The organism is Microvirga sp. HS2 (genome assembly GCF_055792805.1).
Window position 1 is genome coordinate 1 of record NZ_JBVVAJ010000044.1, and the last position, 14,908, is coordinate 14,908.

14 protein-coding genes and 1 pseudogene are annotated in these 14,908 nt (G+C 62.7%); 4 read left to right on the forward strand and 11 right to left on the reverse strand.

Translation table 11 applies throughout. From position 1 onward, the window contains the following. The first annotated feature begins 142 nt into the window (after window positions 1–142). Window positions 143–643 (forward strand): copper chaperone PCu(A)C, encoded by a 501-nt coding sequence (locus ACS5Q0_RS24200; RefSeq protein ID WP_473129209.1) that lies wholly within the window; start codon window positions 143–145, stop codon window positions 641–643. A gap of 7 nt (window positions 644–650) precedes the next feature. Continuing rightward, window positions 651–1,277: an SCO family protein gene (locus ACS5Q0_RS24205; protein ID WP_473129210.1), complete on the forward strand. Its 627-nt coding sequence runs from the start codon at window positions 651–653 to the stop codon at window positions 1,275–1,277. A gap of 265 nt (window positions 1,278–1,542) precedes the next feature. Here ACS5Q0_RS24205 and ACS5Q0_RS24210 read toward each other — a convergent pair whose 3' ends face one another. The 10 genes and pseudogenes from ACS5Q0_RS24210 to ACS5Q0_RS24255 form a co-directional block, all read right to left on the reverse strand. After that, window positions 1,543–3,933, reverse strand: a complete 2,391-nt coding sequence (locus ACS5Q0_RS24210; protein ID WP_473129211.1) for a heavy metal translocating P-type ATPase — start codon at window positions 3,931–3,933, stop codon at window positions 1,543–1,545. Window positions 3,934–4,136: 203 nt separating this feature from the next. After that, complete coding sequence (locus ACS5Q0_RS24215; protein WP_473129212.1) at window positions 4,137–5,117, reverse strand: copper-binding protein; 981 nt, start codon at window positions 5,115–5,117, stop codon at window positions 4,137–4,139. A 62-nt stretch (window positions 5,118–5,179) separates the two neighbouring features. Continuing rightward, window positions 5,180–5,470, reverse strand: coding sequence for a copper-binding protein (locus tag ACS5Q0_RS24220; protein WP_473129213.1), 291 nt, complete (start codon window positions 5,468–5,470; stop codon window positions 5,180–5,182). Between the two features lie 40 nt (window positions 5,471–5,510). After that, window positions 5,511–6,005 carry a cupredoxin domain-containing protein gene (locus tag ACS5Q0_RS24225; RefSeq protein WP_473129214.1) on the reverse strand — a complete coding sequence of 165 codons (495 nt, stop codon included), beginning with the start codon at window positions 6,003–6,005 and terminating at the stop codon, window positions 5,511–5,513. Window positions 6,006–6,036: 31 nt separating this feature from the next. Continuing rightward, window positions 6,037–7,449 (reverse strand): multicopper oxidase family protein, encoded by a 1,413-nt coding sequence (locus ACS5Q0_RS24230; RefSeq protein ID WP_473129215.1) that lies wholly within the window; start codon window positions 7,447–7,449, stop codon window positions 6,037–6,039. A gap of 14 nt (window positions 7,450–7,463) precedes the next feature. Then, window positions 7,464–8,945, reverse strand: a complete 1,482-nt coding sequence (locus tag ACS5Q0_RS24235; protein WP_473129216.1) for a TolC family protein — start codon at window positions 8,943–8,945, stop codon at window positions 7,464–7,466. Window positions 8,946–8,969: 24 nt separating this feature from the next. Beyond that, window positions 8,970–9,227, reverse strand: a complete 258-nt coding sequence (locus ACS5Q0_RS24240; protein WP_473129217.1) for a hypothetical protein — start codon at window positions 9,225–9,227, stop codon at window positions 8,970–8,972. Between the two features lie 200 nt (window positions 9,228–9,427). After that, a complete protein-coding gene (locus ACS5Q0_RS24245) occupies window positions 9,428–9,808 on the reverse strand; it encodes a hypothetical protein (RefSeq protein ID WP_473129218.1) in 381 nt (126 codons plus the stop codon). A gap of 77 nt (window positions 9,809–9,885) precedes the next feature. After that, window positions 9,886–10,098 (reverse strand): heavy-metal-associated domain-containing protein, encoded by a 213-nt coding sequence (locus ACS5Q0_RS24250; RefSeq protein ID WP_473129219.1) that lies wholly within the window; start codon window positions 10,096–10,098, stop codon window positions 9,886–9,888. A 237-nt stretch (window positions 10,099–10,335) separates the two neighbouring features. After that, window positions 10,336–10,602 (reverse strand): annotated as a pseudogene (locus ACS5Q0_RS24255) (IS6 family transposase); the annotation flags it as partial. 280 nt (window positions 10,603–10,882) lie between these two features. Between ACS5Q0_RS24255 and ACS5Q0_RS24260 the strand changes: the two are divergent. Both ACS5Q0_RS24260 and ACS5Q0_RS24265 read left to right on the forward strand, forming a co-directional pair. After that, window positions 10,883–11,218: an MmcQ/YjbR family DNA-binding protein gene (locus tag ACS5Q0_RS24260; protein ID WP_473129220.1), complete on the forward strand. Its 336-nt coding sequence runs from the start codon at window positions 10,883–10,885 to the stop codon at window positions 11,216–11,218. A 634-nt stretch (window positions 11,219–11,852) separates the two neighbouring features. Then, the gene (locus tag ACS5Q0_RS24265) at window positions 11,853–13,802 is read left to right on the forward strand and encodes a methyl-accepting chemotaxis protein (protein WP_473129221.1); all 1,950 of its coding nucleotides are present in this window, start codon (window positions 11,853–11,855) and stop codon (window positions 13,800–13,802) included. A 640-nt stretch (window positions 13,803–14,442) separates the two neighbouring features. Here ACS5Q0_RS24265 and ACS5Q0_RS24270 read toward each other — a convergent pair. After that, a complete protein-coding gene (locus tag ACS5Q0_RS24270; RefSeq protein ID WP_473129222.1) occupies window positions 14,443–14,907 on the reverse strand; it encodes a DsrE family protein in 465 nt (154 codons plus the stop codon). Between the last annotated feature and the right edge of the window lies 1 nt (window position 14,908).

A 14,908-nucleotide genomic window follows, 5' to 3' on the forward strand; every position in this document is an offset into this window, starting at 1 on the left:
CGCCGCCTGGGAAGCCGAGCGCAATCGCAACAGAGCCAAGGCGCATTGGCATTTCACCACCACGCAGGCTCGCTCCAAACTACGGCGGCTCTATCCTGCATGATCCCTGTGGCAAAGGACTAGCGGGGTGAAAGACACCGTTATGAAAATGCGATCCCTTACAGCTCTCCTTCCCGTCCTGGCCATCGGTACCGTGCCGCATGCGATGGCCCGGGCTCCCGAAACCTACAGCGCCGGAACCATCGTTGTGGAGGCGCCCTGGTCCCGCGCCACGCCGGGCGGCGCCAAGGTGGGTGGCGGCTACATGCGCATCACGAACACCGGGTCCGAGCCCGACCGCCTCGTCGGCGGCTCCACCGTCGTCGCCGAACGTTTCGAGGTGCACCGTTCCACGATCGCCGACGGCATCGCTCGCATGGAGCCTGTTACCGGAGGCCTGGAGATCGCGCCGGGTCAGACGGTCGAGCTGAAGCCGGGTGCCATGCATGCCATGTTCGTCAACCTGCGGCAGGGGCTGAGGCCCGGCGATACGGTGAACGGTATGCTCGTTTTCGAAAAGGCGGGCGTGCTCAAGATCAAGTACCATGTCGGTGGGATCGGGGCGCAGGCGGCGCCCGCAGTCAACGCCCACCAGGGCCATTGAGGCGACCATGCCCGCTCTCAAAATCATCCGCTGGACTGCATGGGCGCTGGTGGCGGTGGCCATCTTCCTCGTGACCGGGATCGGCGTGGGCTGGTTCAGGACGGAGTGGCTCGGTCAGCGCCCGCCTCCGACGGTGACGACGACAGGCAGGCCGGCTCTCGGAGGCCCGTTCTCGCTGATCAATCACCGCGGCGAGCGCGTGACCCAGGACACCTTCAAGGGCAGGGCGACGGCGTACTTCTTCGGCTTCACGCATTGCCCGGAGGTGTGCCCGACGACGCTGTTCGAGATGAGTCAGCACCTCAAAGAGCTCGGCCCCGATGCCGACCGCCTCAACGTCGTCTTCGTGACGGTCGATCCGGAGCGGGACACGCCCGAGCTGCTGAAGACTTACCTGGAGAGCTTCGATCCACGGATCGTCGCGCTCACCGGCACGCCGGAGGAGATGACGGCCGCGGCGAGGGCCTTCCGCATCGGCTACCGCAAGGTGCCGACCGAAGGCGGCGATTACACCATGGACCATACCTCATCGGTGATCGTGACCGATGCCAACGGCGAACTCGTGACCCTGATCGACTACCAGGAGGAGGCGCCGTCGGCGCTCACCAAGCTCAAACGAGCGATCCGAGGATAAGCATGAGCGGATCGCATCGCACCATCATTCGGTTCGCAGTGCGCAGGTGTCGTCGGCCCCATCACGTCCAACGCTCGATCCCAGCCAGTGTACGTGGCGGCGCCTGTTCACCGCCTGGATCATCGCGCTTGCCGCAACCGCCGGGGTGCTGTTCATCGGCAAGGGAGAGCAGCGAGCCCGACGAGGAAGCCCCGTCGGCTGATTGTCAGGCGAAACGGCATGACGTGTTCCTTGGGCATGATTTGCATGTCCGTGTTGTTCCGTATCACAGGCGTGCGGTTCGCAGCCGGATGGCGTTGCCGATCACGCTGACCGACGACAGGGCCATGGCGGCCGCGGCGATGATCGGCGACAGCAGGATGCCGAAGACCGGGTAGAGCACGCCCGCGGCGACCGGCACCCCGAGCGCGTTGTAGATGAAGGCGAAGAACAAATTCTGGCGGATGTTGCGCATCGTGGCATGTGACAGCCGCCGCGCCCGCACGATCCCGGTGAGATCCCCCTTCAGCAGGGTCACGCCCGCGCTCTCCATCGCCACGTCGGTGCCGGTGCCCATCGCGATGCCGACATCCGCCGCGGCCAGCGCCGGCGCGTCATTGACGCCGTCGCCTGCCATGGCGACCACCCGGCCCTCGCGCTTGAACTTCTCGACCACGGCGCTCTTCTGCTCCGGCAGCACCTCCGCCTCGACCTCATCGATCCCGAGCCGGCGGGCGACCGCCTTGGCGGTGGTCCAGTTGTCGCCGGTTAGCATCACAACCCGGATGCCCTCTTCCTTGAGTCCGGCGAGCGCCTCGAGTGTCGAGGCCTTGACCGGGTCGGCGATGGCGATGGCGCCCGCCACCTTCCCGTCGATGCCAGCGAAGATCGCCGTCGCGCCGTCCTCACGCAGCCGGTCGGCCAGCTCGGCGAGAGGGCTGACGTCGATGCCGTGCTCCGCCAGGAACTTGGCGCTGCCGAGCACGACGCGGCGGCCCTCGACGGTGCCGAGCGCGCCCTTGCCGGTGGGCGAGTCGAAGTCCGAGACCGGAGCCGTCGCGATGCCCTGCTTCTCGGCCGCCTCGACGATGGCGATGGCGAGCGGATGCTCGCTCGGGCGCTCGGCGCTGGCCGACAGGCGCAGCACCTCGGCCTCCGTAAAGCCCGGTGCCGGAATGATGGCCGTCACGGCGGGCCTGCCCTCAGTGAGCGTACCGGTCTTGTCGACAACGAGGGTGTCGACCTTTTCCATATGCTCCAAGGCCTCCGCGTTCTTGATCAGCACGCCCGCCTGAGCGCCGCGACCAACGCCGACCATGATCGACATCGGTGTGGCGAGACCGAGAGCACAGGGGCAGGCGATGATCAGCACCGAGACCGCTGCCACGAGTCCAAAGGCGAGGCGGGGTTCCGGCCCCCAGATTCCCCAGGCGGCGAAGGCCACGAGCGCTACCCCGATTACGGCGGGCACGAACCAGCCCGAGACCTGGTCGGCCAAACGCTGAATCGGCGCTCGGCTGCGTTGGGCTTCCGCCACGAGCTGCACGATCTGGGACAGCATCGTATCGCGCCCGACCTTCTGTGCCTCGATGACGAGGCCGCCGGACTGGTTCATGGTGCCGCCGATCACCTTGGCGCCAACCTCCTTGGTGACGGGCATGGACTCTCCGGTCACCATCGACTCGTCGACAGAGCTCCGTCCCTCAAGGACGGAGCCATCCACCGGGACCTTCTCCCCGGGCCGCACCCGCAGGCGGTCGCCCTCCTGCACCGTGTCAAGCTGGACTTCCTCTTCGGTTCCGTTTCCCCGGATCAGGCGGGCCGTCTTGGGCGCGAGGTCAAGCAGCGCCCGGATGGCGCCGCTCGTGCTTTCGCGCGCCCTCAATTCGAGCACCTGTCCGAGAAGGACCAGGACCGTGATGACGGAGGCCGCTTCGAAGTAGACAGCCACCGAGCCGTCATGGCCGCGGAAGGCCGCCGGGAAGACATCGGGCGCCAGCGTCGCGACCATGCTGTAGACCCACGCCACGCCAGTGCCCATGGCGATCAGAGTGAACATGTTGAGATGACGCGAGACGAGCGACTGCCAACCACGCACGAAGAAGGGCCAGCCCGCCCACAGCACGACGGGGGTCGCCAGCAGCATCTGGATCCAGTTTGATGTCTGCGGACTAATGGTATGGCTCAGCCCCGTCAGGTGGCCACCCATCTCCAACACCACCACAGGGAGGGACAGAACGAGGCCGATCCAGAAGCGGCGCGTCATGTCGACGTGTTCGTGGCTCGGGCCGGTCTCAGCCGTTGCCAGGACGGGTTCGAGCGCCATGCCGCATATGGGGCAGGAGCCCGGTCCTACCTGCCGAATCTGCGGGTGCATCGGGCAAGTGTAGACCGTGCCCTCGGGCACCGGCTCGGCCTTCCGAGCGGTTGCTGGCTCCGCGTAATGCGCGGGATCGGCCATAAACTTCGACTGGCAACCGGATGAGCAGAAATAGTAAGGCCTGCCTTCATACTGTGCCCGGTGTGTGGTCGTGTGCGGGTCGACCACCATTCCGCAGACCGGATCCTTCACCTTCCCAGCGTCTGCCATGGGTTCATGGTGATGTCCCGCGTGCGTACCATGATCATGATGGTGCTCATGGCCTTCGTGGCCCTTGGTGGCTGGGGTGTCGGTCATGGCGGTTCTCCGCGTTTGCGTCGGTGAGATTTGGGAAGTCTGAGGCTTTCTATCATGGGAAGGTCAAGCGCCCCGGTCCGGCCGTCTGTCCGTCGATGCTGGCCGTCCTTCGCCGTGAAGGATTTCGAAGACGCTCTCCTCCGAGGCATCCCTGATCCTGCGGCCAGGATCCCTTGATCGCCATCAACACGCCTTGACCTGCGCTACTTGCGTTTCTGGATCCGCACGACGCTGATCTGGCCATTGACGCGGTCCGCCTGGAACCGAACCTTATCGCCCGCCTTCACGCCCTTGAGAACCGCCGGATCCTGGATGCGAAACACCATCGTCATCGGGTCCATGTTCAGGTTCGGGATGGCGCCGTGATCGATGGTGATCTTGCCTTGGGCTGTGTCAACCTTCTCGACCGTGCCGGACACCATCGGCAAATTCGCTGCGGCGGCTGGCTCGGCCGAGGCTTGAGATGGAGCCGCTTGGGGTCTGCCTGTCTCGATCCTCACGACGGATATCTGCCCGTTCACCCGGTCGGCCTGGAACCGCACCTTGTCGCCGTCTTTAACACCTTGCAGGAGCGCTGGATCCTGGACGCGGAAGATCATGGTCATGGCATCCATGTTCAGGTTGGGGATGGGGCCATGATCGAGCGTGATTTTGCCTGCGCCGGCATCGACTGTCTCCACCGTAGCGGCGATCATCGGGAGCTCGCTGGGGGAGGCCTGTGCAGTGGGCTGCGCCGGGGCATTCGCCTGGACCTGCGGGGCAGGGGCTGGCGAGCCGTTCTGGTCGAGTGGTCCCGAGCCGTGCGGCGGCTGGTCCGTCTTGGCGCGGTAATCGGCTCGACGGTTGCGGACCTGCCAGTCCTTCAACTCGGAAATTTGCCTCTGCTGCTCGTCGATGATCTTCTGCGCCATCCGGCGAAGCTGCTCATCGGCACCGTACTCGAGCTGCGTGCGGGCGAGAAAGATAAGGTCCTCGTGGTGGGCCATGAGGAGCGCAGCGAAATCTTTGTCGGGTTCGCCCGTGAGCTTCATGTCCTTGAACCGATCGTCCATAACCTCGCGGACGCGCTCGTAAGCGGCGGGTGCTCCCTTGGCAGGCTGTGCGTTTGCAATGTCTGCGCTGACGATGATCGATGCGGCGGCCAGAGGCCCAACGGCTGTCAGGATGGCGGCGAAACGTTTCATGACGGTCTCTCTTGAATCAGATGAGCACCCCGCAGGTCGAAACCTGCGGGGTAACGCGGGTCTTACGAGCCCTTCTTGATCGAGGTGACCGAGATCTGACCGTTCACGCGGTCGGCGGTGAACTGGACCTTGTCGCTTGCCTTGATGCCCTTGAGCAGGGCCGGATCCTGAGCGCGGAACACCATGGTCATCGCGTCCATGTTGAGGTTCGGAATGGCGCCGTGATCGATGGTGATCTTGCCCGCGGCCGTGTCGACTTTCTCGACCGTGCCGGAAACCGTCGGCAGGCTCTGGGCGAAGGCTGCGCCCGAGAGGCTCAGTGCCGCGATGAGGCTAATAGCGATACGCTTCATGACAATACTCCTTCGGATGGTGAGGTGGGAGAGGGGGCCGTCACTTGACGACGACGACGGTGCCGTGCATGCCGGACTCGTAGTGGCCCGGGATCAGGCAGGCGAACTCGAAGGTGCCGGGTTTGGTGAAGCGCCAGATGATCTCGTTGGAACCCTTCGGCGCAAGACGCTTCCCGTTCGGGTCGTCGTGCTCCATGTCTGGGTTTTGCGCCATGGCGATCTTATGCTTGGCGTTGCGCTCGATAGTGTCGAGCATGAATTCATGGTCGACCGAGCCATGGTTCCTGAGCACGAACTTTACCTGCTCGCCGCGCTTGATCCCGACCTGATTGGGCTCGAACAGCATCTTGGAATCATCGGTCTCCTTCATGGAGACGACGATGGTGCGGGCGACGGGCTTCTTCACGTCGCCCGGCTCGCCGGCCGCGAACGTCCGGTGGCTGTGGCCGGATGCGCCGGAACCCGCGAGCGCCAGTCCGGCCGAGAGGGCAAGCGCTGCGGTCGCGACGGCGAGGGTGGATAGGCGAAACGTCATTGTTCGGCTCCTATGTCCGTTTCCATCTGGATCAGTGATTGTCATGGCCGCCGGCCGTGCGGATGGGTCTCTTGCGCGGGTCGACGGCGCGGAACTCCGCCGCCGTCATGCCGCTGTCGGGCGAGGGCGCACGCGCGGGCTCGGCGAGTTTCTCGCCCGTCCATTCGTAGGCGACCGTCCCCTCCGGGTGCTTGTACCAGCCTGGATCCTTGTAATCGTCGGCCGCCAAGCCCGGACGAACCTTCACGACCGAGAACATACCGCCCATCTCGACAGGGCCGAACTGGGCAAAGCCCGTCATCATCGGCAGGGTGTTGTCGGGGAGCGGCATCTCCATCGAGCCCATCTCGCCCATGCCAGCCGAGCCCATCGGCATGTAGCCGGGCGCGACCTTCTTGATGGCGGGCGCCGTCCTCTTCATGTTGACGCCGATGTACGTCTTCACGTCGTGGCCCATGGCGTTCATCGTGTGGTGCGACTTGTGGCAGTGGATGGCCCAGTCGCCAGGAGCGTCCGCCACGAACTCGAAGGCCCGCATCTGCCCGACGGCGACGTCGACAGAGACCTCCGGCCACTGCGCCGTTTCCGGCACCCAGCCGCCGTCCGTGCCCGTCACCTTGAAGTCGTAGCCGTGCATGTGGACCGGGTGGTTGGTCATGGTCAGGTTGCCGAACCGGATCCTCACCTTGTCGCCCTGGCGCACCACGAACGGGTCGATGCCCGGGAACACGCGCGAGTTCCAGCACCAGAGATTGAAGTCGAGCATCGTGTTGACCTTCGGCACGTAGGACCCGGCCTCGATATCGAAGGCGTTGAGCAGGAACACGAAGTCGCGGTCCACGCGTCGCTCGGCCGGGTCGCGCGGATGCACGACGAAGAAGCCCATCATGCCCATCGCCATCTGGACCATCTCGTCCGAATGCGGGTGGTACATGAAGGTGCCGGATTTCTGGCAGATGAACTCGTACACGAAGGTCTTGCCCGGCGGGATATGCGGCTGGGTCAGGCCGCCGACCCCGTCCATGCCGTTGGGCAGGAGCTGGCCGTGCCAGTGCACCGCCGTGTTTTCCGGCAGCTTGTTGGTCACGAAGATGCGCACCTTGTCGCCCTGGACCGCCTCGATGGTCGGTCCCGGCGACTGTCCGTTGTAGCCCCACAGGTGGGCCTTCATGCCGGGCGCGAGCTCGCGCACGACTGGCTCGGTGATGAGGTGGAACTCCTTCCAGTCGCCGTTCTGGCGCCAGGGGAGCGTCCAGCCGTTCAGAGTGACGACGGGCTGGTAGTCCGGTCCGCTCTTCGGGTAGAGCGGCGGCTGCATAGTAGCCTCGGTCATGATCGGCGCCTCGGGCAGGCTCGCGGCCTGAGCCCGCCCGCTGGTCATCGAGGCACTGGCGAGGGCGAGGCCGCCTGCGCCGAGGAAATTCCTGCGCGATAAGTCGGTCATGGGTCTCTCCCTTGTCAGTGTCCACCGCCACCGCCGCCCGCAGCGGCAGCGACGGCTTCCCCGCCTCCATCGCCACCGCTCACGCCCCCTCCGACGAGGGCTGCCTTGAGGTCGGTGGCGGCGATCCAGAAATCGCGGCGGGCGTTGATGGCGTCGACGTTGCTGAGGATGCGGGTGCGGGTGTCGATGATGAGCTGGCTTACGTCGACGAGCATGCCGCTGTATTGAAGGGTCGCCTCGTCCTGGATTCGCTTCTGCAACGGCAGGACGCGGCTCTGGTAGTGGCGCGCGAGGTCGTAGTTGCCGCGGTAGCGCAGATAGGCTTCGCGGGCCTCGGAGCGTACGTTGACGGCCCGCTCCGCCAGGCGGTTGGCGGCGGCCATGTAGGTCTCCTGGGCATTGCGCACCCCCACCGCGCCGAAGTCGAAGAGCGGGATTGTGAACTCGACCTCCAGCCCGCGCCGCTTGACCCTTTCTCTCTCGACCACCGCTTGGCTGTCCTCCGTAAAGACGGATGTCGTGCGCTCGTAGCTGGAGAGCCCGGCGAGCTCGATATCAGTCACGAAGCGGGTGGCGTTGGTCAGGCCGTACTGTCCCGCGACTGCGTCCAGGTCGTGGCGCAACGCCTGGAGGTCAACGCGCCGTTCGAGCGCCCGGCGCTCGATGTCCTGGGCCGAGGCGATGCGGGCGGGCAGGGCGGGCAGGGAGTTGGGCAGGCGGAAGTCGATGTCCCGGCCCCACAGACCGAGCTGCCGGATCAGGCGCTCGCGGGCGACCTTCTGCTCGATCCGGGCTCGGGCCAACTGGGCCCCGAGTTCCTGATAGAAGGCATGCTCGCGCGCCTGCTCCAGCTTGTTGAGGGCACCGCTTTCGCCGAGCTGCTTGGCGAGTTCGGAAGCTGTCTCGGCCGTTCCGAGCGCCTGCTGCATGAAGGCAACCTGCTGATTGGCCGCGATGGCCCGATAGTATTCCCGGCGGGTCTCGGCCGCGAGCCGCAGGACGGCTTCGGCAGCGCGGAACTGGGCAGCGCGGAAGCGCTGCTCGGCGACCGCAGTCCGGGCGGGCAGGGTGGCGAGTTCGAAGAGCCCGATCAGGATCTGGCGTTCGATCTCCAGTTCCAGGCTGCCGCCGAGGCGAGACAAGGACATCGTCGGGCTCGGCGGCAAGCTCGTCTGGATGTACTCAGCCTCCGAAACTCCAAGCTCGTTGAACGTGGCTTGCAGGCCACGGTTCTTCAGCAGCGCGATCTGAACGGCACTGTCCGGCGTGAGCGGGCGCTTCAAGAGGTCCTCGACCCGCTGCTGGATGCCGATGGCTTCGGCCTCGCTGGTGATCTTCACGACGTCCTTGCCCAACTCGCTGTAGGCGACCGTCTGCGCCGTCGTCAGGCCGCCATCGGCCGAGAACGAGACGCAGCCGCCCAGCATCAGGGAGGCGGCGACGCCCCCGAGCAGCCCCAGCCGGCGGGGTGATCCCACGGAATTTTTGTCAGTCATGGTGTGGTCTTCCTGGCGCATGGGTCATCGGCCCCGTCGGGCGGCATCGTTGCTGTCCATCGGTTCGGAGGCGGCGCCCGGCGTGACGCGCCGATTGAGCTCGCGCCAGTCGAGCGGCTCAACGACGTCGTAGGCGCGCACGCCTGCAGTGACGGAGGAATAGTCCGTCTGGTGTGCGCCCACGGCAGGATCGGCTGCCGTGACGAGGTGGGATGGGCGTTGGGAGGGCACGCAGGCAGCCAAGCCGAAGCCGAGCGCTGCCAGTGGAATGAGTTTCAGCATGGGATCCGTCTCCGGGCGGACCTCCACGGCAGGATCGGGGTCAGGGTTGTGGCGGGATGGCTGATGTCCGTCCCCGCACGGGCCTGACGTTCTGATCACTGGGTCGGGAAGGACGACCGGTTCGAGCTTCAGGTCGGGCATGGCTGGCCTCGATGCGCAGCCATGCCAATGTGTGCGGGCGTCACTCGCCCACGCTTGGCTCAGGCGGTTCGTGGGGGCTTGTCGATGCCGCCTGCGTTGATGCCCTCGACCTGCTCGTCGCCGGGGAATGAAACGGGCACGACGGAAGCCGCAGGGGAGAAGAGATCGGGAAGCGCAATGGCCTGAAAGGCGTGGCACGTGCCCATGCTGCAACAGACGGGGCCTGAGCAATCCTGCGCACCTTGGTCGTGATTGGACGAGGCGTTCAGGCCAACAGCGTGAGACGACGCCGGCACGTGGACATGGTCGGTATTGCTGGCAATGGTGGCATGCTCTTGCATGGCGGCGTGCGAGTGCCCAGCCGCCTGCGGTACGGAGATCGGAAAGATCGCCATAGTGAACGCAAGCAAGGCAACGATGATGGTACTCATCAGCCGCAAAGGGGAAACGCTCCTGTTCGTCGTGACCGGATTTGTGTCATGCACGGCTGGATTCGACAAGGTTCGATCCACCGGATTCACCCGAGGGGCATGAGGATCGGTTCCGCTCGAAACCCTGCGGCACGCAGGGCACGCAGGAGGGCAGGCTCGAAGCGTGTCGAGATGACGCGGAGGGTCCGGGTTGGGATGTCGACCGTGATACGCACCGTCTGGTCGATGTCCCGCAGGGCCCGGACCACGAAGCCCAGACAGCCTCCGCACTTCAGGTCAGGCACATGGAAAAGATGCATGGTCGGGGTCTCGATTTGCTTGGGACCCGGCCTGTCTGGACCTTGCCATCGTGGCAAGGTCAAGCAAAGGTTTCTCGTCCGTCGGAGAGGAGTGCAGAATATCAAGCTGCTTGCAGAGAAGCCCGGCACGGGAGGGCACGACAGACCCTGCCGGCCGAAGCGGAAGCGAATGAGGAGTGGAACAAACCTGGAGTAACGATCGCCCCCGATTATGAGCGCTTCAACTCGCTCAACCGATCAAGCGGTGACGCCCGCCGCGAATCTCGATTCCGTGATGGCGTTGAGGCGGTGCAGATGGGTGGAAAGGGTAGAGCGACAGGAGCGGGGTGGAACGAGAAGATTGCAGATTGCCGAGAAGACGCTGACGAACCGCTGCAGACCTCCCGTTGATCGAAAGTCCTGCATCGTCCGTTCTCGCCGGCGTAGCGGCAGATGCGAATTTTTCGCCGATTATTTATTCAGCCCCTTGTGCGAGCGATGATCGACCGCCGGCATGATCTGGCGGCTTCAGCAGACGCTTCAGCGCGCGCTTGGCCGCAAGGCGAGCCTGTCGCGGATCAGAGCGGCATCATCCCCCTTTTTGGATCAGGGCCATCCTCTCGTCGGTCATCGTCGTCTCTATGGGCAGGAGTAGATGTCGCGACCCGAATTCTAACCGAAGACTGGCGATGCCCCATTACGACCGGCCTATTCCTATACCACGTCCCAAGACGCTGCCCGCCACTCTGGACATCGCAGCAGCACATCTCCTAGGCTACGCTTGGTAGCCCGACAGGAGCGTGCGATGACACCCGATGACTTTCGCCGCCTAGCGTTGCAATTGCCTGAGGCGGTCGAGCAGGAGCACGGGAAGCATCCGGACTTTAGGGTCCGGGGTAAGGTATTCGCCACTCTCGGCTGGCCGGACGATGAATGGGGCGTCGTAAAGCTCACGCCTGAAGAGCAGGAGTTACGGACATTGTCAGAGCCCACGGTGTTCGAGCCAGTCCCTGGAGCTTGGGGGCGTCGAGGTTATACGAAGGTCAGACTGTCCAAAGCCAACGAGCCAATCCTTGAGAGCACATTACGTGCAGCATGGCGCAGTATCGCACCGAAGCGTCTCGCAGCTGGACGTGACTGAAAGCACCGCCCTCTCCAAATTGTCCAATCGCCGAGTTCCATCGCGGGCTTTATTGGAGGTTATGAAGTGAGTGTCCGTCGTGCGGAAGCTCGATTCCGACTGCTTTCGGCAGCGCCAGCAATGGCAGCAGGTGACCGGTCGGAAGGGATCACCTCGAATTCGTAGCGGACCTGCCCGCAAGCGCAAGACCCCTTCAGCATGGCGGGAGCGTATGGCAATCGCGCGTGAATGCTATATCGGACTTAAGGTTATATCCGGGATGCTTGGTGATTGAGGACGGCGGAGCCTAAATCCCGGCGTCGGCCACTATGGTCCTCGACGCGATATCTCGACAGATGCGAACTCCCGAACGATTGCACGCATGAATGTCCCGTCGGCGCTTACCCATGGTGAGGACTGAGGGCGGTGGGGGCAGCGTTCTGAGTGTGAAGCCAACCGTGCGGGAACACAAGGACTTGTTAGAGCATTGCGCGGCAATGCAACATACCAATTTGCTCATGATCGAATGATCCTCAGCAAAAATGCTTAGCGGACCTTCATCCTGAATGCCCCGCCAGTTTCGCGCAAGCATTGTGCAGTTAAAGTAAAAAATCGAGAGAATTGTTTCTAGAAATAAACCTTGCTGAGTCGGACCATGCGCCTCCAAACACGTCTTACGGCAACCATTTGTTCGGGGCTCGCGATTGCAGCGGCAGCATGTTTTGCCGCCAGTTGGTGGTTCGCAGGCCAACTCATCAGTGAAAGTCTTGAGAAACGCTTGACGGCTGAAACAAGCCAGATCGCTGCAAGAATTCACGACGAGTCCGCGCGCGCCATGTCGCTGGCACGTTTTGTTGCTTCAATGCCAAATGTAGTCGAAGCTTTTGCCGCTGGCGATCGTTCGCAGGTTCAAGCAATCGTCGGTTCGACCTTTTCGTCTATGAAGGCGGATGGTGTTGAGCAGTTTCAATTTCACACGCCTCCTGCTACTTCGTTTCTGCGCGTCCACTCTCCGGCAAAATTCGGAGATGACCTTTCAGGCTTCAGGCATACCGTGGTGGAGGCAAACCGCCACCTTAAGCCCATCATGGGTCTTGAATCAGGCGTTGCCGGCGTTGGCATCCGTGGAATCTCGCCTCTGTCACACAATGGCAAGCATGTCGGATCTGTCGAGTTTGGACTGACCTTTGGACAAGATTTCGCCAGGCAGCATCTTGATCAAACCGGCGGACGCCTTGCAATCTTTCTGAAGCAGAAAGATGGGCTCACGCAACATGCCACGACATTCCCCGAAAGTTATAAATTCTCGCCTGAGGAAATCCAGGCATCGCTGACGAGCCGCAAGGTGGTGCCTAGTGTCGTAGTTGATGAAAAGGCATCGGCACTAGCTATCGAGCCTTTGAAGGATTTTGCTGGAAATACGATTGGTGTCATTGCCATCGCTGTAGATCGGACTGACCTTGATGCAATTTGGTCCTCCGCAATGAAGGTTTTCGGCACCGTTTCAGCCTTGATGCTTGGTCTTGGCCTTGCCATTGCATGGTGGCTGCAACGTGACATTGGTCAACCGCTGCGGATAGCAACCGATGCTATGACGGAACTCACAGCTGGCCGGACTGACGTCGAGGTTCAAACAACCTCCCGCATCGATGAGCTCCTAGCAATGGTACGCGCAATTCAGGTATTTAAGGACGCTCTCATTGCCAAGCGTCAGGCAGATGAAGCCGCGGCCTTGGAAGCCGATGCTAAGATGCGGCGTGCTCAGGTCCTCGATCAGTTAACGAAGCAATTTGAGCGGAATGTCTCGACTCGAACTCAGGGTTTGTCTTCGGCCGCAACAGAAATGGAAGCCACTGCGCAGTCTATGGCCCACATTGCCGATCAAACTACTCACCAGTCTGTGGGTGTAGCCTCCGCTGCTCAGCAAACCTCAGCTAACGTTCAGACGGTCGCGGCCGCCACCGAGGAGCTTTCGATTTCGATCCGTGAGATGGCTTCTCAGGTTGGCGAATCCTCGCGCATCGCCAGCGATGCAGTGGAAGAGGCCCGGCGTACAGATGTCACAGTACAGGCGCTCGCCAGGACGGCAGAAAAGATCGGAACGGTCATTCAGCTCATCAACAACATCGCGTCACAGACCAATCTCCTGGCGCTCAATGCCACCATTGAGGCAGCCCGTGCAGGTGAGGCCGGTAAGGGGTTTGCAGTCGTGGCTGCTGAGGTGAAAGATCTGGCAAACCAGACATCCAAAGCGACCGACGAGATCTCCGCTCAGATTGCCGCAATCCAGCAAGCAACAGGTGAGTCTGTTGGCGCAATCCAGAGCATTGGACGTACCATTAGTCAGATGTCCCACATCTCAACCATGATCGCAGCCGCGATGGAGGAGCAGGGAGCGGCGACCGCTGAGATCTCCCGCAACGTGCAGGAGGCGGCGCGGGGGACCGAAATGGTAACGAGTAACATCACCGAAGTAAGACAGGGTGCGGGTGAAACCGGGGCTGCGGCGTCCCAAGTGTTGTCGGCGGCACAAGAACTCGCACGGCACTCCGCGAGTCTCAGTCATGAGGTAGAGGCCTTCCTTTCGGGTGTGAAGGTGGCCTGAAGTTGAAAAGCCCTATCGAACATAGGTAGCGTTCTAAGACGTGGTGGAGAGGTGGAGCACCGATAAGTTGGTTATCGGCAACCCTCCGTTAGCGTTCGGATTGCGACACCTGATTCCGGAGATGACGATAACCGACGAGAGAATGGACCTGATTGAAAAAGGGGCTGATGCCGCTCCGATCCGCGACAGACTCGCCTGTGCAGCCGAGCGCCCAGTGAGCCTGGAGATAGAGGCCCTGACCGGAACTGGCACGCAGCATCCTCTACGCCTTCAGGGACACCCAATACGCCGACGGCCCCAAGTAAAGAGCCTACAGCTGCAATCACTATTTCGCTTCCGAGCAGGACTTCGTCGGGAGGATCGCGAAGCCAGCCTGGGCAGACCAAACCGATCAACGACCGCTACGGCAACCTGCAATCCTCGGGAGCGGAACGCCTCGAGCGCCGTGCAAGCCAACTTCCAGCACCGTCAGGAGAGTGAATTTTATGGCTGACGGTCTCTCCCTGCGTGCGTCCGGGCTGACCCGAACCCATGAGCAGAAGCAGCGCCGCTGCAGGGGCCGGTTGCTTAATCATCTCCTCGATCAGATTGTAGCAACATTATCTGCGAGACAGCGCTGAGGTGGCTCACCCCTGCGCAGTCAGGGGCGCACGTAACTCCAGCCTTCTTCCTGAAGCTCCATGATGCGGGCGACGCCTGTCTTGACGGTTTTCGCCTGCGGCACGATCGGGACCGGCTTTCCTTCCGCCTTCTCCATGGTCGTGATGGTGTTGCCGCAGGCCGTGAAGGTTACATTGGGAAGGCTCTCGGCCATTGATTTCAGTCGCGCCTTTACAGGAGAGAGATCGTCGCGCAGCATGGTCAGGCCAGGACCATAGGCGACAATCTCGATCTCAATTTCATCTCCGGACTCCGTGTAGTGCTGAGACACGTTCACGGCGTTGCTAAGTGCGAGATTCATGACGGTAGGATCGTTCTCTGTCACCTGAATTACGAGATGATGAACTTTGTCATCCTCGTGAGTGGCAAGTGCAGCGCCGGCTGCAAGGGACAGCAGAGCTCCCCAGAGCGCTCCCAGCAGCCATTTATTGCGTGGTAACGTCATT

What these genes read in the sequence shown, in the direction of transcription:
- ACS5Q0_RS24220 (WP_473129213.1), bottom strand. Translation starts at nt 5,470, where the DNA reads ATGAAGCGTATCGCTATTAGCCTCATCGCGGCACTGAGCCTCTCGGGC.
- ACS5Q0_RS24270 (WP_473129222.1), bottom strand. Translation starts at nt 14,907, where the DNA reads ATGACGTTACCACGCAATAAATGGCTGCTGGGAGCGCTCTGGGGAGCT.
- ACS5Q0_RS24200 (WP_473129209.1), top strand. Translation starts at nt 143, where the DNA reads ATGAAAATGCGATCCCTTACAGCTCTCCTTCCCGTCCTGGCCATCGGT.
- ACS5Q0_RS24250 (WP_473129219.1), bottom strand. Translation starts at nt 10,098, where the DNA reads ATGCATCTTTTCCATGTGCCTGACCTGAAGTGCGGAGGCTGTCTGGGC.
- ACS5Q0_RS24225 (WP_473129214.1), bottom strand. Translation starts at nt 6,005, where the DNA reads ATGACGTTTCGCCTATCCACCCTCGCCGTCGCGACCGCAGCGCTTGCC.
- ACS5Q0_RS24240 (WP_473129217.1), bottom strand. Translation starts at nt 9,227, where the DNA reads ATGCTGAAACTCATTCCACTGGCAGCGCTCGGCTTCGGCTTGGCTGCC.
- ACS5Q0_RS24205 (WP_473129210.1), top strand. Translation starts at nt 651, where the DNA reads ATGCCCGCTCTCAAAATCATCCGCTGGACTGCATGGGCGCTGGTGGCG.
- ACS5Q0_RS24260 (WP_473129220.1), top strand. Translation starts at nt 10,883, where the DNA reads ATGACACCCGATGACTTTCGCCGCCTAGCGTTGCAATTGCCTGAGGCG.
- ACS5Q0_RS24235 (WP_473129216.1), bottom strand. Translation starts at nt 8,945, where the DNA reads ATGACTGACAAAAATTCCGTGGGATCACCCCGCCGGCTGGGGCTGCTC.
- ACS5Q0_RS24265 (WP_473129221.1), top strand. Translation starts at nt 11,853, where the DNA reads ATGCGCCTCCAAACACGTCTTACGGCAACCATTTGTTCGGGGCTCGCG.
- ACS5Q0_RS24230 (WP_473129215.1), bottom strand. Translation starts at nt 7,449, where the DNA reads ATGACCGACTTATCGCGCAGGAATTTCCTCGGCGCAGGCGGCCTCGCC.
- ACS5Q0_RS24210 (WP_473129211.1), bottom strand. Translation starts at nt 3,933, where the DNA reads ATGACCGACACCCCAGCCACCAAGGGCCACGAAGGCCATGAGCACCAT.
- ACS5Q0_RS24215 (WP_473129212.1), bottom strand. Translation starts at nt 5,117, where the DNA reads ATGAAACGTTTCGCCGCCATCCTGACAGCCGTTGGGCCTCTGGCCGCC.